The organism is Micromonospora avicenniae (assembly GCF_900156065.1).
Lineage (GTDB): Bacteria > Actinomycetota > Actinomycetes > Mycobacteriales > Micromonosporaceae > Micromonospora > Micromonospora avicenniae.
Genome location: NZ_FTNF01000036.1, coordinates 1 through 26,053, shown reverse-complemented (window position 1 = coordinate 26,053; position 26,053 = coordinate 1). Strand labels below are relative to the sequence as shown.

The 26,053-nt window shown below is 70.2% G+C and carries 24 protein-coding genes; 15 read left to right on the top strand and 9 right to left on the bottom strand.

The features are described from left to right. The 4 genes from BXA10_RS29080 to BXA10_RS29065 all read left to right on the top strand — a co-directional run. Positions 1-1,226 (top strand): FG-GAP repeat domain-containing protein (locus BXA10_RS29080; protein ID WP_139338220.1); only part of this gene is annotated, 1,226 nt, incomplete at its 5' end. A gap of 315 nt (positions 1,227-1,541) precedes the next feature. Continuing rightward, on the top strand, positions 1,542-2,009 hold the full coding sequence (locus BXA10_RS29075) for a hypothetical protein (RefSeq protein WP_076474039.1): 468 nt from the start codon (positions 1,542-1,544) through the stop codon (positions 2,007-2,009). Beyond that, on the top strand, positions 2,006-2,398 hold the full coding sequence (locus BXA10_RS29070; RefSeq protein ID WP_076474038.1) for a hypothetical protein: 393 nt from the start codon (positions 2,006-2,008) through the stop codon (positions 2,396-2,398). Before BXA10_RS29075 ends, BXA10_RS29070 begins: the two co-directional genes overlap by 4 nt. A 201-nt stretch (positions 2,399-2,599) precedes the next feature. Next, positions 2,600-3,637 carry a DUF1996 domain-containing protein gene (locus tag BXA10_RS29065; protein WP_076474037.1) on the top strand — a complete coding sequence of 346 codons (1,038 nt, stop codon included), beginning with the start codon at positions 2,600-2,602 and terminating at the stop codon, positions 3,635-3,637. 105 nt (positions 3,638-3,742) lie between these two features. Here BXA10_RS29065 and BXA10_RS29060 read toward each other — a convergent pair whose 3' ends face one another. Both BXA10_RS29060 and BXA10_RS29055 read right to left on the bottom strand, forming a co-directional pair. Beyond that, positions 3,743-4,171 carry a DUF4333 domain-containing protein gene (locus tag BXA10_RS29060; protein WP_084753491.1) on the bottom strand — a complete coding sequence of 143 codons (429 nt, stop codon included), beginning with the start codon at positions 4,169-4,171 and terminating at the stop codon, positions 3,743-3,745. A 17-nt stretch (positions 4,172-4,188) separates the two neighbouring features. Continuing rightward, complete coding sequence (locus BXA10_RS29055) at positions 4,189-4,890, bottom strand: hypothetical protein (RefSeq protein WP_076474035.1); 702 nt, start codon at positions 4,888-4,890, stop codon at positions 4,189-4,191. A 239-nt stretch (positions 4,891-5,129) separates the two neighbouring features. Between BXA10_RS29055 and BXA10_RS31745 the strand changes: the two genes are divergently transcribed. Together BXA10_RS31745 and BXA10_RS29045 are read left to right on the top strand one after the other, a co-directional pair. Continuing rightward, entirely contained in the window at positions 5,130-5,423 is a 294-nt protein-coding gene (locus BXA10_RS31745) for a WXG100 family type VII secretion target (protein WP_076474034.1), read from the top strand. A 90-nt stretch (positions 5,424-5,513) separates the two neighbouring features. Next, entirely contained in the window at positions 5,514-9,905 is a 4,392-nt protein-coding gene (locus tag BXA10_RS29045) for a type VII secretion EssC family protein (RefSeq protein ID WP_076474033.1), read from the top strand. 124 nt (positions 9,906-10,029) lie between these two features. On the opposite strand, the gene BXA10_RS29040 is transcribed toward BXA10_RS29045, so the two are convergent. Together BXA10_RS29040 and BXA10_RS29035 are read right to left on the bottom strand one after the other, a co-directional pair. Further along, positions 10,030-10,689, bottom strand: a complete 660-nt coding sequence (locus tag BXA10_RS29040; RefSeq protein WP_076474032.1) for a hypothetical protein — start codon at positions 10,687-10,689, stop codon at positions 10,030-10,032. 20 nt (positions 10,690-10,709) lie between these two features. Then, the gene (locus BXA10_RS29035) at positions 10,710-11,012 is read right to left on the bottom strand and encodes a hypothetical protein (RefSeq protein ID WP_076474031.1); all 303 of its coding nucleotides are present in this window, start codon (positions 11,010-11,012) and stop codon (positions 10,710-10,712) included. 278 nt (positions 11,013-11,290) lie between these two features. Here BXA10_RS29035 and BXA10_RS29030 point away from each other — a divergent pair, with 278 nt between their 5' ends. The 7 genes from BXA10_RS29030 (at position 11,291) to BXA10_RS29000 (ending at position 19,356) form a co-directional block, all read left to right on the top strand. After that, complete coding sequence (locus tag BXA10_RS29030; protein WP_139338218.1) at positions 11,291-13,231, top strand: putative T7SS-secreted protein; 1,941 nt, start codon at positions 11,291-11,293, stop codon at positions 13,229-13,231. 52 nt (positions 13,232-13,283) lie between these two features. Next, the gene (locus BXA10_RS29025) at positions 13,284-15,203 is read left to right on the top strand and encodes a putative T7SS-secreted protein (protein ID WP_139338217.1); all 1,920 of its coding nucleotides are present in this window, start codon (positions 13,284-13,286) and stop codon (positions 15,201-15,203) included. Next, positions 15,200-15,745 (top strand): type VII secretion system-associated protein, encoded by a 546-nt coding sequence (locus BXA10_RS29020; RefSeq protein ID WP_084753489.1) that lies wholly within the window; start codon positions 15,200-15,202, stop codon positions 15,743-15,745. The genes BXA10_RS29025 and BXA10_RS29020 overlap by 4 nt, the downstream gene beginning before the upstream one ends. A 179-nt stretch (positions 15,746-15,924) precedes the next feature. Next, complete coding sequence (locus BXA10_RS29015) at positions 15,925-17,313, top strand: LysM peptidoglycan-binding domain-containing protein (protein WP_076474028.1); 1,389 nt, start codon at positions 15,925-15,927, stop codon at positions 17,311-17,313. Positions 17,314-17,355: 42 nt separating this feature from the next. Then, on the top strand, positions 17,356-17,949 hold the full coding sequence (locus tag BXA10_RS29010) for a COG4315 family predicted lipoprotein (RefSeq protein ID WP_139338216.1): 594 nt from the start codon (positions 17,356-17,358) through the stop codon (positions 17,947-17,949). 130 nt (positions 17,950-18,079) lie between these two features. After that, positions 18,080-18,628, top strand: a complete 549-nt coding sequence (locus BXA10_RS29005; RefSeq protein ID WP_076474040.1) for a sigma-70 family RNA polymerase sigma factor — start codon at positions 18,080-18,082, stop codon at positions 18,626-18,628. After that, positions 18,625-19,356: an anti-sigma factor family protein gene (locus BXA10_RS29000; protein WP_084753487.1), complete on the top strand. Its 732-nt coding sequence runs from the start codon at positions 18,625-18,627 to the stop codon at positions 19,354-19,356. Before BXA10_RS29005 ends, BXA10_RS29000 begins: the two co-directional genes overlap by 4 nt. Before the next feature lie 87 nt (positions 19,357-19,443). On the opposite strand, the gene BXA10_RS28995 is transcribed toward BXA10_RS29000, so the two are convergent. Both BXA10_RS28995 and BXA10_RS28990 read right to left on the bottom strand, forming a co-directional pair. Beyond that, the gene (locus BXA10_RS28995) at positions 19,444-20,895 is read right to left on the bottom strand and encodes a neutral zinc metallopeptidase (protein ID WP_076474026.1); all 1,452 of its coding nucleotides are present in this window, start codon (positions 20,893-20,895) and stop codon (positions 19,444-19,446) included. A 164-nt stretch (positions 20,896-21,059) separates the two neighbouring features. Further along, positions 21,060-21,992, bottom strand: a complete 933-nt coding sequence (locus tag BXA10_RS28990) for a hypothetical protein (RefSeq protein ID WP_245828624.1) — start codon at positions 21,990-21,992, stop codon at positions 21,060-21,062. Between the two features lie 141 nt (positions 21,993-22,133). Here BXA10_RS28990 and BXA10_RS28985 point away from each other — a divergent pair, with 141 nt between their 5' ends. Beyond that, positions 22,134-22,652 (top strand): pyridoxamine 5'-phosphate oxidase family protein, encoded by a 519-nt coding sequence (locus tag BXA10_RS28985; protein WP_076474024.1) that lies wholly within the window; start codon positions 22,134-22,136, stop codon positions 22,650-22,652. Between the two features lie 114 nt (positions 22,653-22,766). After that, the gene (locus tag BXA10_RS28980; RefSeq protein ID WP_076474023.1) at positions 22,767-23,141 is read left to right on the top strand and encodes a VOC family protein; all 375 of its coding nucleotides are present in this window, start codon (positions 22,767-22,769) and stop codon (positions 23,139-23,141) included. A gap of 109 nt (positions 23,142-23,250) precedes the next feature. On the opposite strand, the gene BXA10_RS28975 is transcribed toward BXA10_RS28980, so the two are convergent. The 3 genes from BXA10_RS28975 to BXA10_RS28965 form a co-directional block, all read right to left on the bottom strand. After that, positions 23,251-23,877, bottom strand: a complete 627-nt coding sequence (locus BXA10_RS28975; RefSeq protein ID WP_076474022.1) for a hemerythrin domain-containing protein — start codon at positions 23,875-23,877, stop codon at positions 23,251-23,253. A gap of 275 nt (positions 23,878-24,152) precedes the next feature. Beyond that, the gene (locus BXA10_RS28970; RefSeq protein ID WP_076474021.1) at positions 24,153-24,620 is read right to left on the bottom strand and encodes a nuclear transport factor 2 family protein; all 468 of its coding nucleotides are present in this window, start codon (positions 24,618-24,620) and stop codon (positions 24,153-24,155) included. 213 nt (positions 24,621-24,833) lie between these two features. Then, a partial coding sequence (locus tag BXA10_RS28965) for an FG-GAP repeat domain-containing protein (protein ID WP_139338215.1) occupies positions 24,834-26,053 on the bottom strand: 1,220 nt, incomplete at its 5' end.

The following is a 26,053-nucleotide window of genomic DNA, read 5'->3' as shown; positions in this document are numbered from 1 at the left end:
CCGACAGCCGCAACATCACCTGGGCCGTCGACAAGCAGGGCAACGGAGTCGCCTACGTCGACACCGACAACGCCGTACACGTCCTCGACACCGGCGTACCCGGCACCCCGCCCACGATCGGTAAGGCCGACACCAACCTGGGCAGCAACCTGAAGGCGGGGACGGTCGAATCCCGCGACTGGGCAGGGACGTTCCTGACCAGCCGGCCGCTGTCGTCCTGGCGGCTCACCATCACCCGCAAGGCCACCGGCCAGGTGGTCGCCCGACGCACCGGTGGTGCCGTACGCGACCAGCTCGGCGCCGTCTGGGACGGCCGCCTACCGGACGGAGATGCCGCCGTGAACGGCGGCTACCGGTGGACCCTGTCCGGAGCGGTCGCCAGTGGAACGGAGAGCACCATGGGCTCCGGTAACCTCCTGGTCAGCTGCGGCACCTTCCCGTTCCGCACGCGCGACTGCCAGGGCAGCCCGGCGCTGCTCGGTGTGAAGGCCAACGGTGAGGGCCACTGGTACGGCGACACCAACGGCGGGGAGCCGACCGGCGAGCTGTTGGACAACGGCTACACCGACCTGTTCTGCCTGAGCTGCACGGGCGCGGAGCGCACCTCGGCTCTGGTGCCGTTCGGCGACTTCGACGGCGACGACTACCCGGACCTGCTGGTACGCGACGGCAACGGTGGCATGAAGGCCCACCTCGGCAACGGCCAACTGCACGGCGGCAGCGGCACGGTCAGCCTCGGCGCCGGCTGGATGATGTACAAGTCGATCCTCGCCCCCGGCGACGTCAACAGCGACGGCCACGACGACATCCTCGGCGTCGACAACGACGGCCGGCTCTGGCTCTACACGACCACCGGCACCGGAGGCGTCAACGCGCGCGTCCAGGTCGGCTCCGGCTGGAACATCTACGCCAAGGTGGTCGGTGCCGGCGACCTCAACGGCGACGGCCACGGTGACCTGCTCGGCATCGACGCGACCGGCGTGATGTACGCCTACTTCAGCAACGGCAACAGGGGCTGGTCCGCCAGGAGCAGGGTCTTCGCCGGCTGGAACATCTACAACGGCACAGTCGTCGCCATCGGCGACCTCAACCAGGACGGCCACGACGACCTGCTCGCACGGGACGCGAACGGGCTGCTCTGGTACTACGCCGGACTCGGCAACGGCAGCTTCGCCGCCCGGATCCAGCGAGGCAGCGGCTGGAACACGTACAAGGTCATCGCCTGACCTCGATGCCTCGCCGGCGCCCCCGTACGCCTCGCGTGCGGGGGCGCTCGGCATCCCGCCACCGCCGGCAGGTGCCACCATCCTGCGCCTGACCTGCGGAAATACGACTCGGCGTGGAGTGGACGAGGGCTTCGTCCGGTGATACCACTTGACTATCGGCCCGTCACCGGCGCCGCGTCGTGTCTCACTTGATGCCGCCCGTTCAGTCGGGCTTCCAACCGGGTCGCGCAGCCGCGAGGGCGCCCTAGCCGGTCACCGCCCTGCCGGTCCGGCGCACCGCCGAATGGACGCGGCAGAGTCGCCCGAGGAGTACTCGTGCCGCACAACCACATCCGCTCCCGACGGCAACCGTTCGAGGTCGCCGTCCTGCTGGCCGCTCCGCCGTGCGGCCTGCTCCTGATCCTGCTGGACGTTCGCCCACCGTCGGTCACGCTGGCGATGGACACTCCGATCCAGGTCCTCTGGGAACTCGGTCTGATCGTCGGAGGCACGATCGGTCTCTCCGGGATCATCTGGCCCGGTCGGCTCGCGACGGGCCTCGGCATCGAACTGGCAGCGGTGGTGTTGCTGGGCACGATCACCGCCATGTACGCGGTGGCCCTCGCGGCGGTCTCGGGCCGGTCGGGGACCGCCGCGATTTCGTTCATCCTCGCCGTTTCCGCCGGATCGTTCTGGCGCGCCGGGCAGATCATCCTCGACCTCCGCCTCCTGGCCCGGGCCAGCCGCACGAGCGGCACCGGTCCGGAGATCGGCACCGAACTTGTGAACGGGGAGACGGCATGAGCAGCGCGCCACCACCGGCTGCCCCCCACTGGCTGCAGACTGTGCTCTCCGCGCTCGGCGTGCTGGGCAGCGCCGGAGGACTCGCCGCCATCGCCGCGGTGATCATCCAGCGGGGCAAGTTCAAGGCCGACGCCGCGGACACCCTCACCGACGCCGCACTCACCCTGGTGCAGCCGCTGCGAGCGCGGGTGTGCGAGCTCGAACGCGAGGCGCTCGCGTCGCGCGAGGAGCTGGCCACGATGCGCAGCAGGGTGCTTCAGTTGGAGGCCGCTGTCCGGTCGCTGCGCCGGACGCTTGAAAAGTGGCGGGCGGCGGTGATGGCCCCGGACGCTACGCTTCGCCGGATCCGGGCAATCGTGGCGGAGTCGACCGAGCCACCCGATCTCTGACCCGGCGTACCGGCCACGGCCGTCGGCGAGCTTGCTGCCGCGGTCCGCAGCCGGCCGAGTGATCATGCCACCGCGGCGCCGGAGCGTAGGGCCAGATCACACCCGCGGCGGTCGGCAGAGCGGGCGGCACTGGCCGTCCTAGTCTCGACAGGGTGTGGCGACCGGAGTGGGTGTATCAGCGTGCCGCATAGCCTTCGGGCCATGAGCGAGACCACGACGGCGCGGCGCCGGACCGTTGCCGTGATAGTGGCGTTGGAACTGGTGCTTGTCGCGCTCGGCTTCGGCGTGGCGCAGCAGGTCGAAGCCGACGGTGCCGCCGAACGGACGCCGGTGGCCAACCTCCTCGGCCCCGACTTCGTCGACATCAGGTCCGTACCATCCGGCCCCAGCGCTCCCGCGACCGCACCCGGTGCGGCCACCGGCACGTACACCTGGGACTGTGGCCGCAACGAGAACGGCCACCGCAACACCGCCAACATCGTCATGGCACCGGGCTTCCCGGGCCAGGCGCACCACGTCCACGACTACGTCGGCAACGTCTCCACCGCGGTCGACTCGACGCCGCGCACCCTCGCGGTCGCGGCGACCACCTGCCACAACGGTGACCGGTCGACCTATTTCTGGCCGGTGCTGCGCACCGTCGGGCAGGCCGGGACCGATCCGACCGGCGCCCCCGGCGCGGGCGCGACCGGCGACGCGACGAGCCACGAGGGCCACGACGGTGAGATCCAGGTGCCGGTCGAGGTGACGCTCACCTACTCCGGCAACCCGCGAGGAAACGTGGTGGCGATGCCGCAGCAGCTCGCCGGCACGGTCGGGGACGCCGTGGCCCTCACCAACGGCGGCGCGCACGCGGCGGCGACGTGGACCTGTTCCAGCACGCCGGAACGGCGTACCACGGCCTATCCCGCGTGCCCGCCCGGCGACCGGGTGCTGCGGATCTACGACTTCCCGAGCTGCTGGGACGGCCGGCGGACGGACAGCCAGAACCACCGCGCGCACCTGACGTTCCCGACCCGGGAGGGCAACTGCCCCCGCAACACCTTCCCCGTGCCGCGGCTGCGGCTGGCCCTCTCGTACGACCTGCCAACGGGAGTCCGGTTCCAGATCGACGCCTTCGACGGTCAGCGCAACAGCCCACTGACCGACCATGCGTTCTTCGTCAACCTGATGCCCGATCCGTTGATGGCGAAGGTCGTGACCTGCCTCAACAGTGGGCAGGCCTGCCGGGAGGGCTGACCACCGTCAGGGCGGTGGGCCGCTCCGGGCCCACATCCCCGCGGCCCGGCCGCCGGCATCCCGGCAGGCCGGGCAGGTCGATCCGGCGTACCTGCCGGGGTGACCTCATTGCGGGCGACCGACCTCGAACCGCCCGTCGGACGACTTGACCGTCACCCTGATCGTCTTCGGAACGCCGGCAACCTCGGCCGAGCAGGAGAAGCGATTGTCCACGGTGACCGCCTGGCCCGTCGGGCAGGCCACGTTGTTCGCGTCGAGCTGGTAGTCCTTGCGCAGCACCGTCAACACCCCCTGCTGCAGCGCGGCCGTGTCGAAGACCTTCCGGTTGAGGAAGCCGGGCCAGACCAGGCCGAGCACGGCCACCAGTACGACCAGGACCACGACCGGGCCGGCGACACCCACCACGAGCTTCGGGGAGACGCGACGCGGGCGTTCGGCCGGTACGCCCGGTCCCGTCGAGTCCGGCCCCCACTGCGGCGGTGGCGCGGGAGCCCAGCGGGGCGCGGGTGGGGATGCTGCGTTTCCGTTGGTCATCGTCGTCTCCTCCGGGCTCAGCGGGTGGCGGACGTGGTGGGCATGTCGATCACCTCTGGCAGCGGCTTGGTCTTGCCGCCGGTCGGGCTGACCGCGAACCAGGTGCCACCGACGCCCTGCCCCTTGATCTCGCCCGGCTTGGTGTCCTTGGCGAAGAGGTAGACCGGCCAGCCGGCGATGGTCACCTGGCAGGTGCCGTCGGCGCGCTCGACGTACCCGACCAGCTGCGGGTTGATCCCGCTCGGGTAGATCTGGCCGGGCGACTTGATCAGGAGCGGGGGCCAGGTCTTCGCGCAGTCACCGTTGCAGTTGGACTTGGACGGCTTCGCCGTGTCCTTGTCGAACCGGTAGAGGGTCATGCCCTTCCCGTCGGCGACGTACGTGCCGATGTCGGCGGACGCGGTTCCGTTCAACTGCACGATGTTGCTGCCCTTCCCCTTGTCGGGCGCGGGCGAGAGCGGGCGGTTGGCCGGCCCGCTGTAGATCTGCACCCGACGCTGCGTCTTCGCCACCGTCGGCGTCGGCAGCGGGGTGGCCGCCTCGATCACCTCGGGGTTCCGCTCCGGGGTCGCGACGGCGGATACGGTCGGGCTCGGCTGGCCGACCGCCGGCGCGGTGGCAGGCGCCGCGGAGCCGGCCTCCTTGTCACCACACGCGGCCAGGGCCGCCAGGCTGGTCAGTGCGATCGCGGTCCGCGCGATCCGGCTGCGCAACAACATCTGTGCTCTACCTCGTGTTCGGGGAAGAACCGTGCCCGTACGCGCGGTCCGGCACCCACACGACGCGATCGGCGAAGTGGTTCACCGGGGCGGCGGAGAGAGGCTCCCGTCACGAAGCCGAACTTTCCACTGAACCGTTCCGGCGCGCGGTCCGTGTGGGTGGCGGCAACGGCGAAAGACGGTCCACGAGAGACCGCCTCACGAGCCGGAGAGACCCGAAGACACGAGGGAGCGGAAACGTGGCTACTTACCACATCGTCAGCGAGGACATCCAGGAGTCGGCGAGCTGGCTGAAGCAGAACATGCAGACGCTGCTCGACGGGATGACCCAGGCCAAGAGCAAGATCGACACGCTCATCCAGGGCGGCTACAACACCCCGGGCGCGCAGCAGAAGTTCGGCCCGTACTTCGAGGAGTACAAGGGCAGCGTGGACCAGACCCTGCACGGCATGGAGGGCATCAGCCAGTACCTCACCCAGGTCAGCGACGCCTTCACGGACACCGACACGCAGACCGCGAACAGCCTCAGCTGACGAGCGGAAGGTTTCGGGGCCGCGTGGTGAGCGAATCACCACGCGGCCCCGACCGCTATTTCCGACGGACCATCCGACCAGGAGAACCACGTGCGCCTGCTGCTCACCGTTGCGGATCCGTCCACCGCGGTCATCGACTACCAGGTCGAGGCCAGCCCCGAGAACACCGTCGGGGAACTCGCCGAGGCGTTGGCCGCGCGTCGCCCGGTGCCCGGTGAAACGCCGCCGACCATCTTCGTCGCCGGAGCGCCGCTGGACCCGCGGCTCACTCTCGCCGAGGCGCCCCTGCGTCAGGGCGCCGTGCTCGGTCTGGACCGCCCCGCACCCGAAGCGCCTCCGCAACCACCTGGCCTGCTGGAGGTGCGCGTGGTCAGCGGAACCGACGCCGGCAGTGTCCACCAACTCGACATCGGCGAGCATTCCATCGGCGCCGCGAGCACCAGCCGGGTCCGCCTCACCGATCCGTCGATCGCCGCCGTCATGGCGTGGATCAGGGTCACGCCGGACGGCGAGTGCCGGCTGCGACCGGCCCAGACCGGCCTGCTGCTCGACCGGGTGGAAATCGAGGGCGAGCAGGTTTGGGCACCCGGCGGGCAGCTCGCCGTGGGTTCTTCCATGCTGGAGCTGCGCCGGCCGGTCCGCGCGGAGGCCGCACTACAGATCTCCGAGGACCGCACCGGCCTGGACTACAACCGGCCACCGCGGCTGCTGCCCGCGGGCCGGACCACCCAGTTCTCCCTGCCGGGGCCACCGGCACCACCCGACCGGCGACCGATCGCGTTGATCACCGTGCTGGCGCCGCTGGTCGTGTCCGGGGCCGCCTACCTCGTCACGCGCAACCCGCTGACCCTGCTCTTCGCCGTCCTGTCGCCGGTCGCGTTGATCGCCAGCCAGATCGGCGCCCGTCGGCAGGGCAAGGTCACCTACCGCACCCGGGTCGCCGAGTACGAGGCGAAGAAGAAGCGGATCACCACCGACGCGCAGGAGGCCCTGACGGCCGAGCGGCTGGCCCGGCGGGACAACTTCCCCGACCCGGCGGCGGTACGGCTGATCGCCGTGGGACCGCAGCGCCGGCTCTGGGAGCGGCGCCGCACCGACCCCGACTTCCTGGAGCTGCGGGTCGGCAGCGCCGACCTCCCCTCCGAGGTGGTGCTCCGGGATCCGAGCCAGGACGAGCACCGCCGGGAGATCCGGTGGAGCGCGCTCGATGTGCCGGCGACCGTGCCGGTGCGCCAGCACGGCGTGGTCGGGGTCGCCGGTGGCCCGGTCGCCCGCACCACGGCCCGCTGGATGGTGGCGCAGGCGGCCACCATGCACAGCCCCGAGGATCTCCAGATCTATCTGCTCTCCGGGGCCGGCGACGAGGAGGGCTGGTCGTGGGCCGGTTGGCTGCCGCACGCGGCGCCACGCGACGGCCAGGACACGCTCGCCACCGTCGGCGCTGACACGCAGACCGTGGCGCGGCGGGTGGCCGAGCTGGTCGCCCTCATCTCGGCCCGGTCCGGCGAGCGGGCCGACGGCGCGTTCCGAGACGTCCTCGTGGTGTTGGACGGGGCGCGCCGACTGCGTTCCCTACCCGGCGTGACGCAGATCCTGCGGGAAGGGCCGTCGGTCGGCGTACATGCGATTTGCATCGACGCCGAGGAGAAGCTCCTGCCGGAGGAGTGCCAGGCGGTCGTCGCCGAGCAGCCCGACGGGACGTTGCTGGTGACCCGGACGCTCGCCGCACCGGTCTCGGGTGTCCACCCGGACCTGATCTCCCTGGGCTGGCTGCGTACGGTCGCCCATGCGCTCGCCCCGCTGCGCGACACCGGCGGATCGGACGACGGCGGCGCCCTGCCGGACGCGAGCCGGCTGCTCGACGTACTGGGCATGGAACCGCCGGAAGCGGACGCGGTGGCGGCCCGGTGGACCACCGGGGGGCGCACCACCGAGGCCGTCCTCGGCATCTCGCTGGACGGGCCGTTCGCCCTGGACCTCAAGCGGGACGGGCCGCACGCCCTGGTGGCCGGCACCACCGGCTCCGGCAAGTCCGAGTTGTTGCAGACGCTGGTCGCCTCGCTCGCCGTCGCCAACCGGCCGGACGCCATGACCTTCGTGCTGGTGGACTACAAGGGCGGTAGCGCGTTCAAGGACTGCGTCCTGCTGCCGCACACCGTCGGCATGGTCACCGACCTCGACACCCATCTGGTGAGCCGGGCGCTGACCTCGCTGACCGCCGAGTTGAAGCGACGGGAACACATCCTCGCCGAGGCGGGGGCGAAGGACATCGACGACTACGTCGACCTGCTGCGCCGCGAGCCGACCCGGACCCCGATGCCGCGACTGCTGATCGTGATCGACGAGTTCGCCTCGATGATCCGCGACCTGCCGGACTTCGTGACCGGTCTGGTCAACATCGCCCAGCGGGGTCGGTCGCTCGGCATCCACCTGGTGCTGGCCACGCAGCGTCCGGGCGGCGTCGTGTCGCCCGAGATCCGGGCGAACACCAACCTGCGGATCGCGCTGCGGGTCACCGACAGCAGCGAGAGCCAGGATGTGCTCAACGCCCCGGACGCGGCCTCGATCTCCAAGTCGACGCCCGGCCGGGCTTTCGTACGTCTCGCGCAGTCGTCGCTGGTGCCGTTCCAGGCCGGACGGGTCGGCGGGTTCCGTCCGGGGGCTCGCACGAGCACCCGGCAGGCGCCGTGGCTGGCACCGCTCTCCTGGCCCGACCTCGGCAAGCCGGCGCCGACCCGTCCCGGCGGCGGCAACGCCGAACCTTCCGCGGAGCTGACCGACCTCGCCGTGCTGGTGGAGGCGATCCGGGGCGCGAGCGTGCAGCTGGCCATCCCGCCGCAGCACAGTCCGTGGCTGGCGGCGTTGCCGGACACCTTGACCGTGGACGCGCTTCCCGCCGCCCGCGGCAGCGGCTACCACCTGCCCTCGGTGGCCTACGGCCTGGTGGACCTGCCGGCGGAGCAGGATCAGGTGCCGCTGGAACTGGACCTGGGGACGCTGGGGCACCTGCACGTGATCGGTTCGTCGCGCAGCGGCCGGTCGCAGACGTTGCGGACGATAGCCGGGACGGTGGCCCGTACGCACTCCGCGGCGGACGTTCACCTCTACGGCGTCGATTGCGGCAACGGTGCCCTGCTCGCCCTCAACGACCTGCCGCACTGCGGTGCGGTGGTGCAGCGTACGGAGGCCGAACGGCTCGGCCGGCTCTTCGTCCGCCTGGTCGCCGAGCTGGGGCGGCGGCAGCAGCTGCTCGCCTCCACCGGCTCGGCGAGCCTGGTGGAGTACCGCGCCGGGGCGGCCGAGGCGGATCGTCCGCCCCACATCCTCCTGCTGCTCGACCGGTACGAGGTCTTCGACAAGACCTTCGCCGACTACGACAACGGCAACATCATGGCGGCTCTCCTCACGCTGCTACGGGAGGGCGCCGGGGCCGGGATCCACGTGGTGCTGGCCGGTGACCGGAGCATGTTCTCCACCCGCATCTCGTCGACCACCGACGACAAGCTGGTGCTCCGGCTGACCGAACGCAGCGACTACAGCATGGTCGGCATCAACTACCGGCAGCTGCCCGACGAGATCGAGGCGGGTCGGGCGATCCGGGCGGCCGACAGCGCGGAGGCGCAGATCGCTCTGCTCACGGAGGACAGCTCCGGTCAGGGGCAGGCGCGGGCGCTCGCCGAGATCGCCGAGGCGGCCCGGCTGCGGGACGCCGATCTCGCCGACGCCGCCCGCCCGTTCCGGATCGACGTGCTGCCGGACGAGCTGACCCTGGCGGAGACCCGGACGCTGACGCGGCCGGCCAGTCCGCTCTGGACGATGGTCGGCGTGGGCGGCGACGAGCTCACTGCGATCGGTCCGGACCTGGAGAACATCCCCACCTTCGTCCTGGCCGGGCCACCGCGTTCGGGCCGGAGCACGACGCTGCTCACGATGGTCGCCGGCCTGCTGGCGAAGGGGACGCCCGTGGTGATCGCGGCGCCCCGCCGGTCGCCACTGCGGGAACTGGCCGGCCTGCCCGGGGTGCTCGACCTCGTGACCAGCGAGAACTTCACCTCAGCCGGACTCGCGGCGGCGCTGGACGGGCGGACCGGACCGGCCGTGGTCGTCCTCGACGACGCCGAGCAGCTGCTCAAGTGCGACGCGGGCAGCGACCTCGGCGAGATCGCGCGGACCGGGGCGGAGAAGGGCCTGGGGCTGATCATGGCAGGGTCGATCGACGGTCTCGCCGGCGGCTTCGGCGGGTGGCACGTCGACGCGCGGCGTAACCGGCAGGGTGGGTTGCTGAGCCCGCAGGGCCTCGGCGACGGAGACCTGATCGGCGCCAAGCTCTCCCGCAGCCAGCTCGGCGGCGGACGGGCGGGCCGGGTGATCGCGCACTTCGGCGACGGCAAGCTGCACCTGGTGCAGGTGCCCCGGACCGAACCCGCCACGCTGCGGACACTGCCGGCGGACGGGGAATCCCCGGTCAGCGAGCCGGCGTAACGATCACGCAAACGCCGGCAGGTCACGCCTGGAACGGGCGGACCTGCCGGCGTCTGCGTAGGCCGAAAAGGTCGGGGGGACACCGCCCCCGGTGTCCCCCCGACGCGAAGCCGGCAGCTACCCCCTAGCTGCCGGCTCCACCGGAGGAGGCCACCGGCGGCGTGAGCGCGGGGCCGTCCCCCTCCCAGGTGAAAGTCAACGTCGCGGTGATCGTGGCGAAGAGTTCGAAGAGCTCCTCCGCCTCCGCGAGATTCGGGCTCGAACCGGTGACCAGCAGTACGTTCGCCGAGCCCGGCAGCGGTACGACGGTGTGCATCACGGCACAGCGGAAGCTCACCCCGTCCTGGGTCACGTTCTGGATGCCGTGCACGCGGCCGACCGTGCCGATCGCGGGAATCTGTGCCGTGCTCACCCGACGCCAGGTTCCGTCGGCTCGGGCCGGCTGCCCGACCGCGGTGAGCGCACCGAGGATGTCACCGGTCGCCGGTGGCGTGACCACCGAGACCAGCACCGTCGCGGTGAGCGGACCGTCCTCGTACACCTGGAACGTGCCGGCCGCGTGCACCGCTCCCGCGATGCGGGCCTGCCGCACCGAGCGGCGTAGCTGCTCGGCGTACTGTCCCGCCTGCTCGTCGGTGAACCCACCGTCGTGGGCCCGCGTCCACACCTCGTTCGCCATCCGGTTCTCGCTCGCCTCGTCGGCGACCGAGAAGTCGACCCAGTCCTCCGGCGTACGCAGCAGGAAACCGGTCGGGGTCGGGGAGATGGCTGTCGTGCCGGTCACTGTGCTGGCTCCCTCGCTGGTCAACTCGTCGCCTCGTCCGAGTCGTTCAATGCGTTGACCGTCTGCTCGTCCGTCTCGCGGAACGCGTCGGCCACCGCCTTCGCGGCGTCGCGTACCCCTTCGAGGTCCTTCGCCACGACGTGCCGGCCGTCGCCCCACTTCTTCTCGAACTCGTGAGCGGCCTTCTCCAGCTCTCGCTGCCCGAGCGTGTCGACCACGTGTCCCATGGACTTGATCGGTGCGCTGTCCATCAGATCCTTGGTGCGTTGCAGCAGGTCGTGCACCCGCTCCAGCTCCACACCGGGTACGTCGATCACGCTCATCCCGACGCTCCCGTGCCACGTCCGCTTCGCCCGCTCATGGCGGCACCCCCGCTCCGTTTCCTGCCGTGACGAGGCAGCAGCACACCGAGCCTGACCATCCGCTCGCTCATCTCCGCTCTTCCTCCGGGAGCCCTGAACGGCTCTGCGCGGTACACGGACGGCCGGCCGTAGCGGTTCAGACCGCCTGAACCGATCTCGTCTCCGCTACGTGTTCGAGCCGGCTCCCGGTACCCGATCGGATGCGGGATGTCCAGATGATGCGATGGGGGAGGTTGGTCATGGCGCGTCCAGGAGCGGCTGAGTGGTCGGTGTTGGAGCTCGACTCGGATCCGGTGCCGGGTGATCCGGAGTCCTTTGAGGAGATCACTCGCGCCTACCAGGAGTTGGCCCGAACCACCCAGGAGGCGCACGACCTGCTCGCCTCGGGTGGTCAGATCGACGTCGGGCAGGGCAAGGCCATGGAGGCTTTCAAGGATCTGGTCGGCAAGCTGCCGCCCCGACTCGACAAGATGGCGCACTCCTACGCCGCTGCCGCCGATGCGTACCTGCGTTACCTGCCCTCCCTGGAAGAGGCGCAGACCATGTCGCTGCGCGCCCTGGAGCAGGCCCGGCAGGCCTCCACCGACCAAGGCTCGGCGCAAGCGGCCGTCTCGTCGGCGCAGGCCGCGCTCACCGCGCTGACCGGCGACACGGACGCCGCCAAGGATGCCAAGGACAAGGCCGACGACGATCTCGCCGCCGCCCAACGCCGCACCGACGATGCCCGCCAAGCACTGGACCAGGCCAAGTCCCTGCTGGGTCAAGCGACCGCGCTACGCGATCAGGCTGCCCGTACCGCCGCCGAGGAACTGCGCCACCTCGCCAAGGACGCCCCCCAGCGATCCCTCTGGGAGAAGATCGCCGAAGCGTTCAAGGCGTTCATCGAGTTCCTCCGCAGCACCGTCATCGAGTGGCTCACCACTATTCTCGACGTGCTGTCGACCATCGCGTTCTTCATCTTCCCGCCCCTGGGTGAGGCGATCGGGTTCCTGTCCGGCGCGATCGAGCTCGGCGCGGCTCTTCTCACCGGGAACCCCGCCGAAATCGGACTCGCCGCGGGCGGACTGGCACTGGGACTCGTGCCCGGCGGCCGCCTCGTCGGCAAGGTCATGAAGTTCGCCCTCAAAGGCACCATCAAAGACGGCATCAAGACCGGCACCAAACAACTCACCGACGTGCCGACCACCACCGGCACCAAGAACCTGGACACAGGCGCGACCAACAAGGGCCTGGACGCAGGCGCGACGAGCTACGGCCCCGGCAAGACGATCAAGGGAGTGTTCTCGTCTGCCGGGAAGAACCTGGGCGACCTGGCGACACGGTTCAAGCCCAAGCCCAAGCCGGTTGGTGAGAACACCATCGTCGGCACGAACCGCTTTGGCATGAAGACCCGCTTCAACGTCGAGGACGTCAAGGCCGAACCGCTGCTCAACGCTGACGGCAAGCAGATCGGCGTGAGCTTCCCGTTGAGCGCCAAGGACAGCAAGAGCCGCGCCGAGTGGGCGAGCGTGGATACCAACATCTCCACCGGCAAGTACCGGGGCCCGGATCTGGCCCCCGACGGGCGGGCGGTCTTCAAGAGCGTGCCGGGCGAGCGGCCGACCGAGGCGATGGGCGGGAAGCTCGGTCAGCCGCGGCCGGACTTCGAGTTCGACCAGCTCCGCCGCGCACCCTGGGCCGGCGAGGCGAACGAGCCGATGTTCGTCATGGCGCACAGCAGCGCCAAGGACGTCGGGCTGCAGTTGAAGAACGGCAAGACGGTCAACGTATCGGGTGGCGAATTCGCCAAGGTCCTGAACCACCATGCGGTGTTCAAGGACGCGGCCGGCGCCAACCCGGACAGTTCGATCACCATGATCGCCTGCAGTTTCGGGGCGAAGGACGGCAAGGTCGCCCCGGAGTTCAGCAAGGTGATGCAGGACCTCGGCAACGGCCGGCAGATCTACGCGGCCACCGACACCGTGTGGACCACCCGGCCGAAGGATTTCCAGGGCAACGTCGGCTTCCCCGGCGGAGACTTCGCCACCATCGCGGTCTCCAACAAGGGTGAGTTCCGCCCACTGGTCTCTCCCGGTGGCAGCCACCCGTCTCCCCCTCCGGCAGCCACTTCCTCTTCGGCCACTCCGCCGCAGCTTCCGCCCCTGGACTTCGGCGACCCGTTGCCCGACTTCAGCAAGTAGGCGTCCGACATGCGACCGGCGAACAGGAGAGGCGGATGAGCATTCACCAGACATGGTCGGCGAGCGAGCGCCACCGGGGGGTGAACCGCCTCCGTCATTGCTACGTGTTCGGGTCGCCCCTGACGTGCGATCGGGGCGTATGGAGTTCCGAGGGTGTGTTGGGGGAATGATGGCGCGTCCAGGAGCGGCTGAGTGGTCGGTGTTGGAGCTCGACTCGGATCCGGTGCCGGGTGATCCGGAGTCCTTTGAGGAGATCACTCGCGCCTACCAGGAGTTGGCCCGAACCACCCAGGAGGCGCACGACCTGCTCGCCTCGGGTGGTCAGATCGACGTCGGGCAGGGCAAGGCCATGGAGGCTTTCAAGGATCTGGTCGGCAAGCTGCCGCCCCGACTCGACAAGATGGCGCACTCCTACGCCGCTGCCGCCGATGCGTACCTGCGTTACCTGCCCTCCCTGGAAGAGGCGCAGACCATGTCGCTGCGCGCCCTGGAGCAGGCCCGGCAGGCCTCCACCGACCAAGGCTCGGCGCAAGCGGCCGTCTCGTCGGCGCAGGCCGCGCTCACCGCGCTGACCGGCGACACGGACGCCGCCAAGGATGCCAAGGACAAGGCCGACGACGATCTCGCCGCCGCCCAACGCCGCACCGACGATGCCCGCCAAGCACTGGACCAGGCCAAGTCCCTGCTGGGTCAAGCGACCGCGCTACGCGATCAGGCTGCCCGTACCGCCGCCGAGGAACTGCGCCACCTCGCCAAGGACGCCCCCCAGCGATCCCTCTGGGAGAAGATCGCCGAAGCGTTCAAGGCGTTCATCGAGTTCCTCCGCAGCACCGTCATCGAGTGGCTCACCACTATTCTCGACGTGCTGTCGACCATCGCGTTCTTCATCTTCCCGCCCCTGGGTGAGGCGATCGGGTTCCTGTCCGGCGCGATCGAGCTCGGCGCGGCTCTTCTCACCGGGAACCCCGCCGAAATCGGACTCGCCGCGGGCGGACTGGCACTGGGACTCGTGCCCGGCGGCCGCCTCGTCGGCAAGGTCATGAAGTTCGCCCTCAAAGGCACCATCAAAGACGGCATCAAGACCGGCACCAAACAACTCACCGACGTGCCGACCACCACCGGCACCAAGAACCTGGACACAGGCGGGGCGGCGGGCGGTGCCTTCCACGCCCTCGGCCCGGGCAAGGTCATCAAGGGCAAGCTCGACCCGGCCGCCGCCAAGATCAAGGCCATCCGCAACAACGCCACCATCAAGTACGCGAAGATCCGCGGGAAGTTCGACAAGAACACCATCGTGGGCTGGGACGACAAGAACAACCTCGTCGTCTCCAGCGCCAAGAACGTGAAGTCGGAAGAGATGTTCGACAGTGGCGGCAAGCAGGTCGGCGTGCTCTTCCGTACCAGGGACACCGATTTCAACTTCCACAAGTTCGCGGCCTCGGACGTCAACATGGCCATGTCCAACGGGAAGAGCTTCCCTCAGTCGGCCGTGTTCCGGAGTGTGCCGGACGGGCGCGACATGAAGTTCCAGTTCGACGCGTCGAAGGAGCGGCTCGAGCCGGCGCCGTGGAACGGGTCCAAGGCCGACCCGAACTTCGTCGTCGCGCACGGGACCCCCCAGGGCGCGTTCGTCTCGCTGAAGAACGGCAAGGTGATCCAGCTACCGGGCGGCCAGTTCGCCAAGGTGCTGAATGCAAACCAGGACTTCAAGAGTCTGACGCAGGCGAATCCGCAGGGGCCGATCACGCTGCTCTCCTGCAATTTCGGTAAGACGTCGGGCACCGGCGGGCAGGCGTTCGCCGACGCCATGAAGGGCTTCGGTGACAACCGGCAGATTTTCGCGGCGACCGATTCGGTGTTCGTCGGCGCCCACCCCCACCCAACGGCGCCCGGCCACACGATCGGCCAGATCGGGGTCGAGAACATGGGCAAGTTCGTCGAATTGAAGAGCAGTAAGGGAGCGGGTAAGTGAGCGAACAGGACGACGCCGGTTTCGACCGCAACTGGATGCTGTTGATGGACGTCGACTGGTCACCGCCACCGGAAGTCGACGACCAGGCCGGGGCGTTGCCGCCGGTGGGGTCGATCGTCGGTGGCTGGCTCGTCAACGACGACGGGACCGTCGGAGCGTTCGAGCCCAACCCGCTCTACCTGCCTGGCAGCCCGGATTCACCGACCGGACCGGTCGATGCGGCAGCGAAGCTGGTCGTGGCGGGTCGGGCCGAGCCTGACCTGGTGCTGCTCGCGATGCGGGACAGTTTCACCGAGGTCGCGGTCGACGACGAGGATCGCGTCATCGTGGCACCCGCCCCGGACGGCGCGCCGTGCGTCCTGGTCGCCACGGGCGCGGCGGACCAACTCCGGGTGCAGGCACCGGGCTGGCGGCAGGTCAATAGTGCCGAATTGGTGGAGCTGCTGCCCGAGGGCGTCGACGTGCTGCTCAACCCGGGCGGACCCGCCTCCATGCGACTGTTCGCCGACGCGCTGCGCGAGGCCGTCACCGGAACCGACTGACCTCCGGTGGACCACTCCGCGGGGACCTGGCGGCGTCACCGCCGAACGGGCCCGGGGTCCTCCACCGTTCCGAGCCCGCGCTGAACCCGTTCGGCCCTGCATACGTGTTCGGATCGGCCGACGTCCGCGCGTCCGGCTCACCCGTACGAATCACGACATCCGCTGTGAGTGAGGTATTCATGCGCAGGCTCCGTACCGCCCCACCTCGTCCGTCGCGGGCGGCGGGGGGCCGGCTGCTGGCCGTCGCCGCCGCGCTGGTGTTACTGGCGCTACCGCTGGCCGCGGGCACGGCGAGCGCCGTGGAGCCGGCCGTGCCGTACTGGGTGGTGCCGGGACAACCCGGCACGGAAAGTGACCTGACTCTTCCCGGGGTCGCCGACCGGGTGCTCGGGGACAGCAGGCGCTGGCCGGAACTCTTCGAACTCAACAAGGGGCGGACACAGCCGGACGGTCTCGCGCTGACCGAACCGTCGCAGTCGATTCGGGCCGGCTGGGTCTTCGTCCTTCCCAAGGGCGCGACCTCCGGCGAGATCCGGATCGGCACCCCGCCGACGGCTGCCCCGCCGGACGGGCAGCAGCCTGCCGGCCAGCGGCCGGACGCGCCGGTGGCCGGCCGGCCGCAGCCGACCGCACCGGGCGCGGCACAACCGGCGCCACCCGCCGAGGAAGGCGAAACCCTGATCCTCGGTATGCGACCGGTTACCGTGGTGCTCCTCGGCGTGGGCGCGCTCGTGGTGCTGGCTGTCGTCGTACTGGTGCCGATCCTTCTGAGCCGCCGCCGCGCGACCGAAGTCACGCAGCCGACGCCCACGCCGGCACCCGGCTCCCGGGCGGTCCTGGACCGCGCGCTGCGGCAGCTAGCCCGGCAGGCCGACCAGGCCCAGGTGTACGCGGCGCTGATCGGTCCGGACCGGGTTTCGCTGCGACTGGCACCGGCACTGCCGGAGGCCCCGTCTCCGTGGCAGGCGCGGCAGCAGGGTGCGATCTGGGAGGCGCCGAGCTGGCAGCTCGACCAGAACCCCGACGACAGCACCGAGCTGCCACTGCTCGCCACCGTCGGGACGGTCGGGGGCGAACTGGCCGTCGTCAACCTGGGGCGCGCGCCGGGCATCGTCGCGCTCACCGGGGACCGGGACGCCGGCATGCGCATCGCCGGGGCGTTCCTCGACGAGATCAGCCGTCATCCCGCGGCTGCGTCCGTGGCGATGAACGTGGTCGGTCCGCCGCCTCCCCCGTGGCCGGTCCCGGATCGGGTCCGGGTCACCCTCGATCTGCAGGCGGTCCTGCCGCCCTCCGACGACGGCGTGGACGGCGTTCAGCAGACCGGGGTGCTGCGTGATCACCTGGTGGTGGTGACCGCTCCGATCCCGCCGGCCGAGCTGGAACGTCTCGGCGCGCTGGCGGCAGTCTCGGGCAGTACGGCGGCGGTACTGGTCGTCGGCGACGCACCGAACGCCGCCTGGCGGTTCGAAGCCGGTTCGGACGGGTCGCTCGACGTGGGCGTGCTCGGGCTCCAGCTCGACCGTCCCACGCCGCGCGGCCGGCTCGTCCCCGGCCTTCGTGGCTGACCGGCCCCTCCTGTCCGAACCCGTCGATCGATTGGTGTGGCGATGAAGGCACTGATACCCCGTACGCTGCTCGGCTCCCTGGCACTGGCCGTGACGCTGGTCGTGACCGGGTGCACCACCACGGTGACCAACCCGGTCGCCTTACCCCAGCCGGACGCCGGCGGCGGCACCCAGCTGTCGGAGACCGGTGCGGCGCAGCAGCCAGAGGGCGGCGACCCGAAGAACGACCTGGGGCAGCGCAGCCCCGACGGCGGGTACTGGCCGGCGTCGGTGCAGCTCGGAGAGAACCCGGAACTCGGTCCGATCGTGCTCGACGGGCAGGGCTTCACTCTTTACCGGTTCGACCGGGACAGCTCGTCGCCACCCCGATCGAACTGCACCGAAGGGTGCCTCCTGGAGTGGCTGCCGGTGCTGGCCAACGAGAAGATCAAGTTCGATAACCTCGACCCCGCCAAACTCGGCGCGGTGGCCCGTGCCGACGGCAGTCAGCAGGTGACGGTGGGCGGCTGGCCGGTCTACCGCTTCGCGGACGACAAGGTGCCGGGACAGATCTCTGGGCAGGGCACCGACGGGCTCTGGTTCGTGGTGGCCCCGGACGGCGCCAAGGCCGCCGCGCCGGCCGGCCAAGGTAGTTGACGGCGCAACAACGTGAGCAGAAATACACATTCGTCCGCGATCTCCCGTAACGAGGAACGCGGCAGGCATCCTGGTGACCTGTGGGCACCGGTGGGAACCGGCGTCGTTGGGCCAACAGAGGGTGGTACTTATGGCGGGGTTGAGGCCCGTTCGTCGGCAGGCAGTAGCAGACGAGGCCTTGGTCCGATCCCTTTACGAGGAGCACGGGCGCGCGATGCTCGCGTACGCGACTCAGTTGACCCGGGACCGCGCAGCCGCGGAAGACGTGGTCCAGGAGGCGCTGGTACGAGCGTGGCGGCACCCGGACAGCCTCGTCAACGGCAAGGGTTCCGTACGGGGGTGGCTGCTAACCGTGGTACGCAACATCGTCACTGACACGGTGCGCGCCCGTAAGGCGCGGCCGACCGAGGTCGCGGAGAGCCCGACGGACGTCGCGATCGAGCGTGACCATGCCGACCAGGTGGTCACGTCGATGGTCGTGATGGACGCCCTCAACCGCCTCTCGCGCGAGCACCGTGAGGTACTTGAACAGGTATACCTACTCGGGAGTACAGTCGCGGAGGCCGCGAAGGCGCTGGGTATCCCGCCGGGCACGGTCAAGTCACGCTCCTACTACGCACTCCGGGCGCTGCGCGATGTCGCGGGACGCCCAACCGGGGTGGAACGGTCTGCCTCATGAAATCCGACAGCTCGATGCCGGCCGGTGACCACGTGGACATCGGCGGCTATCTGATGGGCGCGCTCGACGACGAGCAGGTCCGGCAGGTAGAGGAACACCTGGCGGGCTGCGCGGAGTGCCGGACCGAGGTCGAGTCTCTCCAGGAATGGACGATGGCGCTGCAAGCGGTGCCGGACGCGATGCTGCTCGACGGCCCGCCGGAGGGCGGGGACCTGATGTTGCAGCGCACCCTGCGGCAGGTCCGGAGTGAATCGACCGGGAGGCGCCAGCGCCGTGGCGTGATGATGAGCGCCGCCGCGGCGGTCGTCATCGCCGCAGCCGTCTCCGGCGGCGTCGTCCTCGGGCACACCACCGGCGACGCCCCGAACATCGAGGCGCAGCCAGGGCCGTCCACCTCGGTGACCGCTGCCGACCCGACCACCCGCTACGCCAGCGCGTCCGACCCGGCCACCGGTGCCCGGATCACCGTCGCCGTGACCCCGGCAGCGGGTTGGGTACGGGTCAACGCCGCGGTCGCCGGGGTCCCCCAGGGGGCGCGCTGTCGCCTGCTCGTCGTGGGCAAGGACGGCAGCAGCGTGCTGGCCGGCAGCTGGCTGGTGTCCGAGAAGGGGGCAGCCGACGGCACCACGCTCGACGGCAGCGCCCTGATCGACCCGGACCAGGTCGACAGCATCCGGGTGGAGACCACCGACGGCAAGCAGTACGCCAGCGTGCAGCTGCCCGCGTAAGGCTGTAGCCAAACGGGCCCGCCCCCGGCCGAGTCGTCGGTCGGGGGCGGGCCCGTACGGTTCACCGGCGCGCCCGCGGAGCAGGCCCTACCGGTACTTCTGCAGACACGGTGCGGTCTCCCCGGCGGAGAAGCCGTCACGGAACGCCTCGACCCGGGCGAACCCGGAGGGAATACCACCGCCGTTGACGTCCGCGGCGATCAGGCTCCGCGGCGCGAGCATCTCGGCCACCGCCTCGTCCAGGTCCCCGGGGGAGAGCTGCAGGACCGCTCCCCGGCCCACCACGATCGTCGCCGCCCAGACACCGGTCAGGCACGCCGTGCGTTGCGCCGTGGCCAGCCCGGTGAGTGGATAACCCTCCGCATGCTGCCGTGCGAGCGCATGCCGGGAGGCGACCTCGGCGAAGGCGGCAAAGTCCCCCATCCCACCCGCGCCCTGGTCAGGGTCGGTACCGATGCGAGCCAGCTCAGCGACGTCGAGCCCGACGGTGTTGGTGGCCGGGCAGTATGAGGCGGGTGTGGTGACGGTCACCTCGGGGCACGACGAAACGGACTGGCTGATCGCCGGCCACCGGGCCCCCGAGCGGCCGAAGGCGGCGCGCAGCGTCTCCTGAAGGGCTAGCAGCGAACCCTGGTCGACCGGCAGGTTGCCGGCCACCTCGCCGGTCGGCGACGCCTGCCCGCTGGCCGGTTGGGTGATCCGCCGCCGCACCTCGGCTTCGTCGATCCGGGCGCACCGGGCGGGACCGTCACCGAAGCCGAACTGGAACGCCGAGACCCGGTCGAACGCGTTGCCGTGCGCCCCCTCGGCGTCGAATCCCGTGTCGGCGCCGTCGCGAATGAAGAACAGCGTGGCGAGGATCTGGTTGAGGCCGGGCCCGGTGGACAGCTGGAAATGCGGAGCGTTTCCCTCGGCCACCCAGCGGAAGAAGTTTCCCGCGTAGCAGTCGGCCTGCTGCTCCTTGACGATGGAGCTGGTCCGGGCGTCGACCGCGCCGAGCCGGAACTGCACGGCATGGCCCAACTCGTGTGCGAGGACGGCCACCACCGCCATCGGCCCGAACGAGTCGTCGAGCGTGGGAAGCAGTTGTCCCCGATCCCAGGCCACGGAGTCGTCCCCGGAGCAGTAGAACGCGTTCACCGCGCCGGCAGTGCTCGTGTTGCAGACGATGCCGCCCGGCCCCGTCGAGTCGTACGAGATGAGCCGGGTGACGGGGTCGAAACGGCGGTCGAAGACGGCGGGCAACTCGTCCGCCCAGTACTTCTGTACATCGTCGACGGCGTTGCGGGCGAGCCGGTCCAGCTCGCCGCCGTCGCTACCGTCGGCGACCAGGCCGGTGTCGGGCACCCCGGCCCGAGGCCCGCTCTCGCCAGTGGTGATCTCCAGCCCGGCGACCTTGGTGGCGCTCCAACGTTCGGCGCCACCGGTCCCGTCCACGGTCCGGGTACAACCGGCGAGCAGAGCCGCCACCCCGAGGGCCACCCCGCCGAGGGCGAAGGCCCGCCTACCGCTCACCGCTCGCCTGTTGCGAAACGTCATCTTCCAGCACCTTCTTGCGTCGCGGCACCGTCGCGGTGCCGCGGTTCGGGGGGAGGCCGGCCGGGAGCGCGTCGGGGGCCACCGGCGCGGCGCGGACACGGAAACGGGTGTGCCGGCCCGGCGAAGAACCGGACCGGCACACCCGCTGGGTGAGGGTCGGAAGGTCAGCTGAAGCGGACCGAGGCGACGGCGTCGTCGAAGCCGATGGTGGCCAGGTTGCTGACGTCACCGTTGATGACCTGCGACTTGCCGGTGCAGTTCGGGCCCGTCCAGATCTTCAGCGAGCCGGGGGCCGCGACGGAGGAGGCGACGCCGGGACGGGCCAGGTTCTGGCACTCGTTCTTGCCGGCGACACCCTGGGAGGCGCCGTTGTCGCTGAAGTTGGCGTCGTCGAAGAAGACGGCGCTGGTGGCCGGCGGCGCGGTCGCGTCGCCGTTGTCCGGAGTGGTCTGACCGCCGTCGGAAACGCCGGCCTTGCCGCCGGTCGGGGTCACACCGAACCAGGTGCCGCCGACGCCCTGGCCGAGGGTGTCACCGCGCTTGGTGTCCTTGGCGAACCGGTACACCGGCCAGCCGTTGATGGTGACCTGCCGGGTGCCGTCGGCACGCCGGACCGTACCGACCGCCGACTTCTTGATGCCCGCGATGAAGATCTTCCCGCCCGGGGTGACCGTCACCGGCGGCCAGGTCGCCGCGCAGTCCCCGTTGCAGTTCGAGGTGGGCGGGTTGTTGCTGTCCTTGTCGAAGCGGTAGAGGGTGAGCCCCGCGCCGTTCACCACCACCGGGTCGAGGTCGCCGGCCTTGCTCGCGGTCAGCTGAACCCACTTCTGTGCGTTCTGCAGGGTCTCGCCGGTCGCGACGCCGCCGTTGGGCACGGCCCAGTCGCCCATGCCGGGGGTGGAGTTGTTGGACTTCGCGGTACCGGGAAGCAGCGAGAGGTCGCCGGCGCCCGTACCGTCGGCGGGGGCCGCGGCCTGGCTACTGGCCGGCGTGGAGGCCTGGGCCGGGGCCGGTGCCTCCGGGGTCGAGCTGCACGCGGTCAGCGCCGCGAGGCCGGCCGCCATCACGGCAACGAGGGGCACCAGGTGCTTGCGCATCATGTGGAATCTCCAGGTTCTAGCCGGCCCCAGTACGTCCGGAGGCCGTTCGGCATCCACACGGAGCCCGCCCCGAAACGGTTCAGAGATTGTCGGGAAACCCTGGGCCGATCCGCGTCGCTCCACATGACAAGATCAACCATGCCCGTGACCAATCCCTGGCTGGCCGGCCCAGCTCCCACCGAACGGCTCGACCGGCACCGCCTCGAGGAGCGCATCCTCAACCTGTTGTCGTCGCAGAACATGTGCGTCATCGCCACGTCGGGGCCGGATGGTCCGCTGGCGACACCCGTGCGCTACTTCCACCTCGACTTCGCACTGATGTTCACCGCCGCCGCCGCGTCCCCCAAGATGCGGAACATCGCGGCGGACCCACGGGTCTCGATCGGCGTCTTCGCGCCCCTGGTCGGTCAGGCCAGCAGCCGAGGAGTGCAGGTCTTCGGTCGCGCCCGCGTGTTCGCGCCGGACGACCCCGAACGAGCGCACTACTGGCCTGCCGTTCGCTGGCAGTCCGACCACGTCGAGCGCTCCCGGGCCCTCGACGAGCCGCCCGTCGACCCGCTCGTGGTGGTCGAGTCGGAGCGCATCGTCTACACGGAACACTGGTTGCGCCGGGACGGGTACGCACCACGCCAGTTCTGGCGGCGCGACCCGAGCTGAGGACCGCTCGCTCGGCCGCTGCACCGGAGGCTCCAGGCGGCACTGCGGGCTCGGCGCCGGCGCGGCGGTGAGGTGCGGGGAATAGGCGGGGGGCCGACCGGGTACGACAGCCGTATGACGGATCGACCCCGGCTGGTCTTGACGACCACGGTGCTGGACGCACCCGACGCCCGGGAACTGGCCGCGTTCTACGAACGTCTGCTCGGCTGGTCGAGGCACGAGGACGAGCCCGACTGGGTGACGCTTCGAGCCCCCGACGGCGGGGCCGGCCTGGCCTTTCAGAGCGAGCCGGCGTACGTCCGGCCGGTCTGGCCGGCCGGGCCCGGAGACCCACGGATGATGGCGCACCTCGACATCGCGGTCGAGGACCTCGAAGCCGCCTCGGCCCACGCGGTCGCCGCGGGCGCCGCCGTGGCGGACTTCCAACCTCAGGACGACGTACGGGTGCACCTCGATCCCGCCGGCCATCCGTTCTGTCTGTTCGTCTGAGTTCGACGTTCCGGCGGGGCGCTACGGACGGCGACCGGGCGCGTCCGCGCCGCCTCGGCGGGGGTCAACGCGCCCAGCCGCCGTCATCCGGCGTTCGACGTACCGGGGGTCACGCCTTACGCAGGGACGCGATCACCGCGGCCGAGTGCGCACGCATGGCGGGAACGAGCTCCTGGGCGGGCGCCGGGAGCGCGGAGAGGATCATGGCGACCTCTTCCGGGGTGCCGACCTCGTCGAAGAAGCCGACGAGCAGGCTCGCGCCGGCCGGCGGCGTGGTGGCGATCACCTTGAGCGCGAAGGCCTCCCACGCTTCCGGCGACACGTGCGCCTCGAGCGCAGGGAAGAGCAGGGGCTCCTCGTGCGAGAGGTGCGTGTGCACGATGTCCCGGACGGTGGCCGCAGCGGCAGCCAACTCCCGCCGGTCGCCGTCCGCCGGAACCGGTGCGGCCTCCAGCGCGTCGAGGGCGTCGTCCAGGGCGTGGTGCTCGTCGCTCAGGGCGTTGAGGGGCTCGGAGGTCCCGGGCGCGACAGACTCGATCAGCGGCCAGAGATCGTTGTCCTCGCTCTCGTGGTGGTGGCGCAGCGTCGCCACCAGGAAGTCGCGGAGTTCGGTGAGGTGAGCGCTGTCAGCGTTGGGGCGGATCGCGGCCTCGGCCAGCAGCGTCGTCGCCTGGCGATGCGTCCCGTGGGTGAGCCGAGTCTCGATCACGGAGCGGGGATCCTGTGCCGTTGTCATGCCGCCGAGACTACTTCGCTATAGCGGGCTATACTAAATAATTGTGCCTCTGGTGTGGCCCAGGCGACACCCGTTTCGGAACGACCCGGAACTCGCCACATCGTTACACGCGGCCCAGGTGCCCCCGGTTCAACGATCGGCTGAATCCCCTGGTCAGCAGCGCTGCCCTGACGAAATGCGGATTGACGTCAGGCGCCGAGGAGCCACCGGTGGGAGAGCGGCGATATGGCCCTCGCCAGGTGGTTCAAACGCCAGTTTCGACATAAATTCGGTGGTCACTGCAGCGGGATGTCGTGACCCGCACCCCGCTCGTTCTCGGGCCGCGGCCCGAAGAGGCGACGTTCGTCCGCACTGATCGGCACATCGTTGATGCTGGCCTCACGGCGGCGCATCAGCCCATTCTCGTCGAACTCCCACAGCTCGTTGCCGTAGCTGCGGAACCACTGACCGTCGTGGTCGTGCGACTCGTACTGAAAACGGACGGCGATCATGTTGTCCCGGAAGCACCACAGGCTCTTACGCAGCACATAGTCGAGCTCGCGTTCCCACTTCGCGGTGAGGAACTCGACGATCGCCGGGCGGCCCGTGATGAACTGCTCCCGGTTACGCCAGACGGAGTCCTCCGTGTAGGCGAGGCTGACCCGGTGCGGGTCTCGGCTGTTCCAGGCATCCTCAGCGGCCTGCACCTTGGCCAGCGCGCTGTCGAGGTCGAACGGCGGAAACGGTGGGCGGGCTTCGCTCATGGTCTTGTCCCTTCCGCGGTCCCGAGGCGGGCAGCGGCATTCCCGGGGCGAGGCGGAGCGAAACGTGGTCCATCCCGGGCAGGTGGCAGCGAGCCGCGACCGCGGCGCCGGTGCACCCGGCCGACAGTGGCCGCCCCGCTCCGGCCGCCAGGAACGAGGAACGCCCCCGGACACCGTGCTGGTGTCCGGGGGCGTTCGACGAGCCGACAGGCCTCAGATGATGATTTTGTACATGTTCCAGCCGGAGCCGGCCTTGACCCGTGGCGCGAAGGAGCCGTTGCCGAGTCCGGCGTAGGACCAGAGGACCCCGTCGGGGTCGCGGGCGACGAGGTCGTTGCGGCCGTCTTCGTCGAGGTCGCCGATGGCGACGATCGAGTTGTAGATGTTCCAGCCGGCGAACACCTTCACCCGGCTGCTCCAGCCTTTGTCGCCGTTGCTGAAGTACGCGTACATGACGCCGGTGGCGTCGACGCCGAGCAGGTCACCGTGGCCGTCGCCGTTGAGGTCTCCGGCGCCGAGGATCCGGCTGTAGATGTTCCAGCCGGAGCCGACCTGCACGCGCGGGTTGATCCCGCCCTTACCGGTGGTGGTGTAGAGCCACAGCTTGCCGTCCGCGTCGACGCCGAGGATGTCGTCGTGGCCGTCGCTGTTGACATCACCGGGGGCGAGGATCGACTTGTACATCATCCAACCCGCACCCAGGCTCACCGTCTGCCGGCCACCGAAGTCGAGCTGACCGATACCCAGATGCGCCTTCATACCGCCGTTGCCGTCACGGACCAGCAGGTCCGGGTAGGCGTCGCCGTTGAAATCACCGAACGGCACCAGCGCCGACGTACGCGCCGCCCCCGAACAACTCAAACACCAGTCCTCGGTGTACCCGTTGTTGTAGAGCTGGCTCGGGGTGGTCGACAGCGGCCGCGTTCCGTACCAGCTCGCCTCCCCGGTCGACTTGACGCCGAGCAGGCCGGGACCCCCGTCGCAGGCGTAGCCACGGAAGGGGAAGGAGCCGCAGCTGATCACGGAATCGCCGGACCCGATCGTCGTGGTGGCGGAGTCCTCGGTCGGCTTGCCGGTCAGCGTCCAGCTGTACGCCCCGTTCAGGGCGAACTCGCCCGATGGCAGCCGGCCGTCCCAGTTGTCGGAGACCGACGTCCGAGCATTGGTTCCGGTCGCCCGATGCACCACTTCCCCGGTCCACTTCCGGCGGACGGTCAGCTCCCAGGAGGAGAGCGGACGAGTCGGGTAGATCGAGGCATGCCATTGCTGGTTGCCGGTCCGCGGGAACGACCACTCGCTCACGTACGAGAGGCCGATCGTGGGCTTGGTGCTGGGTATGCCGGTGTCGAGGACGTGTACGGCGTTGTCGGTGTCGACGTAGGCGACTCCGTTGCCCTGCTTGTCGACGGCCCAGGTGATGTTGCGGCTGTCGG

Bases quoted from the DNA above. Each gene is read 5' to 3' on its own strand.
- BXA10_RS29005 (WP_076474040.1), top strand. From the start codon at position 18,080: ATGGCGGGGTTGAGGCCCGTTCGTCGGCAGGCAGTAGCAGACGAGGCC.
- BXA10_RS29010 (WP_139338216.1), top strand. From the start codon at position 17,356: ATGAAGGCACTGATACCCCGTACGCTGCTCGGCTCCCTGGCACTGGCC.
- BXA10_RS29070 (WP_076474038.1), top strand. From the start codon at position 2,006: ATGAGCAGCGCGCCACCACCGGCTGCCCCCCACTGGCTGCAGACTGTG.
- BXA10_RS29030 (WP_139338218.1), top strand. From the start codon at position 11,291: ATGGCGCGTCCAGGAGCGGCTGAGTGGTCGGTGTTGGAGCTCGACTCG.
- BXA10_RS29025 (WP_139338217.1), top strand. From the start codon at position 13,284: ATGGTCGGCGAGCGAGCGCCACCGGGGGGTGAACCGCCTCCGTCATTG.
- BXA10_RS28995 (WP_076474026.1), bottom strand. From the start codon at position 20,895: ATGACGTTTCGCAACAGGCGAGCGGTGAGCGGTAGGCGGGCCTTCGCC.
- BXA10_RS28990 (WP_245828624.1), bottom strand. From the start codon at position 21,992: ATGCGCAAGCACCTGGTGCCCCTCGTTGCCGTGATGGCGGCCGGCCTC.
- BXA10_RS29060 (WP_084753491.1), bottom strand. From the start codon at position 4,171: ATGACCAACGGAAACGCAGCATCCCCACCCGCGCCCCGCTGGGCTCCC.
- BXA10_RS28970 (WP_076474021.1), bottom strand. From the start codon at position 24,620: ATGAGCGAAGCCCGCCCACCGTTTCCGCCGTTCGACCTCGACAGCGCG.
- BXA10_RS29055 (WP_076474035.1), bottom strand. From the start codon at position 4,890: ATGTTGTTGCGCAGCCGGATCGCGCGGACCGCGATCGCACTGACCAGC.
- BXA10_RS28980 (WP_076474023.1), top strand. From the start codon at position 22,767: ATGACGGATCGACCCCGGCTGGTCTTGACGACCACGGTGCTGGACGCA.
- BXA10_RS28975 (WP_076474022.1), bottom strand. From the start codon at position 23,877: ATGACAACGGCACAGGATCCCCGCTCCGTGATCGAGACTCGGCTCACC.
- BXA10_RS29065 (WP_076474037.1), top strand. From the start codon at position 2,600: ATGAGCGAGACCACGACGGCGCGGCGCCGGACCGTTGCCGTGATAGTG.
- BXA10_RS29035 (WP_076474031.1), bottom strand. From the start codon at position 11,012: ATGAGCGTGATCGACGTACCCGGTGTGGAGCTGGAGCGGGTGCACGAC.
- BXA10_RS28985 (WP_076474024.1), top strand. From the start codon at position 22,134: ATGCCCGTGACCAATCCCTGGCTGGCCGGCCCAGCTCCCACCGAACGG.
- BXA10_RS29000 (WP_084753487.1), top strand. From the start codon at position 18,625: ATGAAATCCGACAGCTCGATGCCGGCCGGTGACCACGTGGACATCGGC.
- BXA10_RS29015 (WP_076474028.1), top strand. From the start codon at position 15,925: ATGCGCAGGCTCCGTACCGCCCCACCTCGTCCGTCGCGGGCGGCGGGG.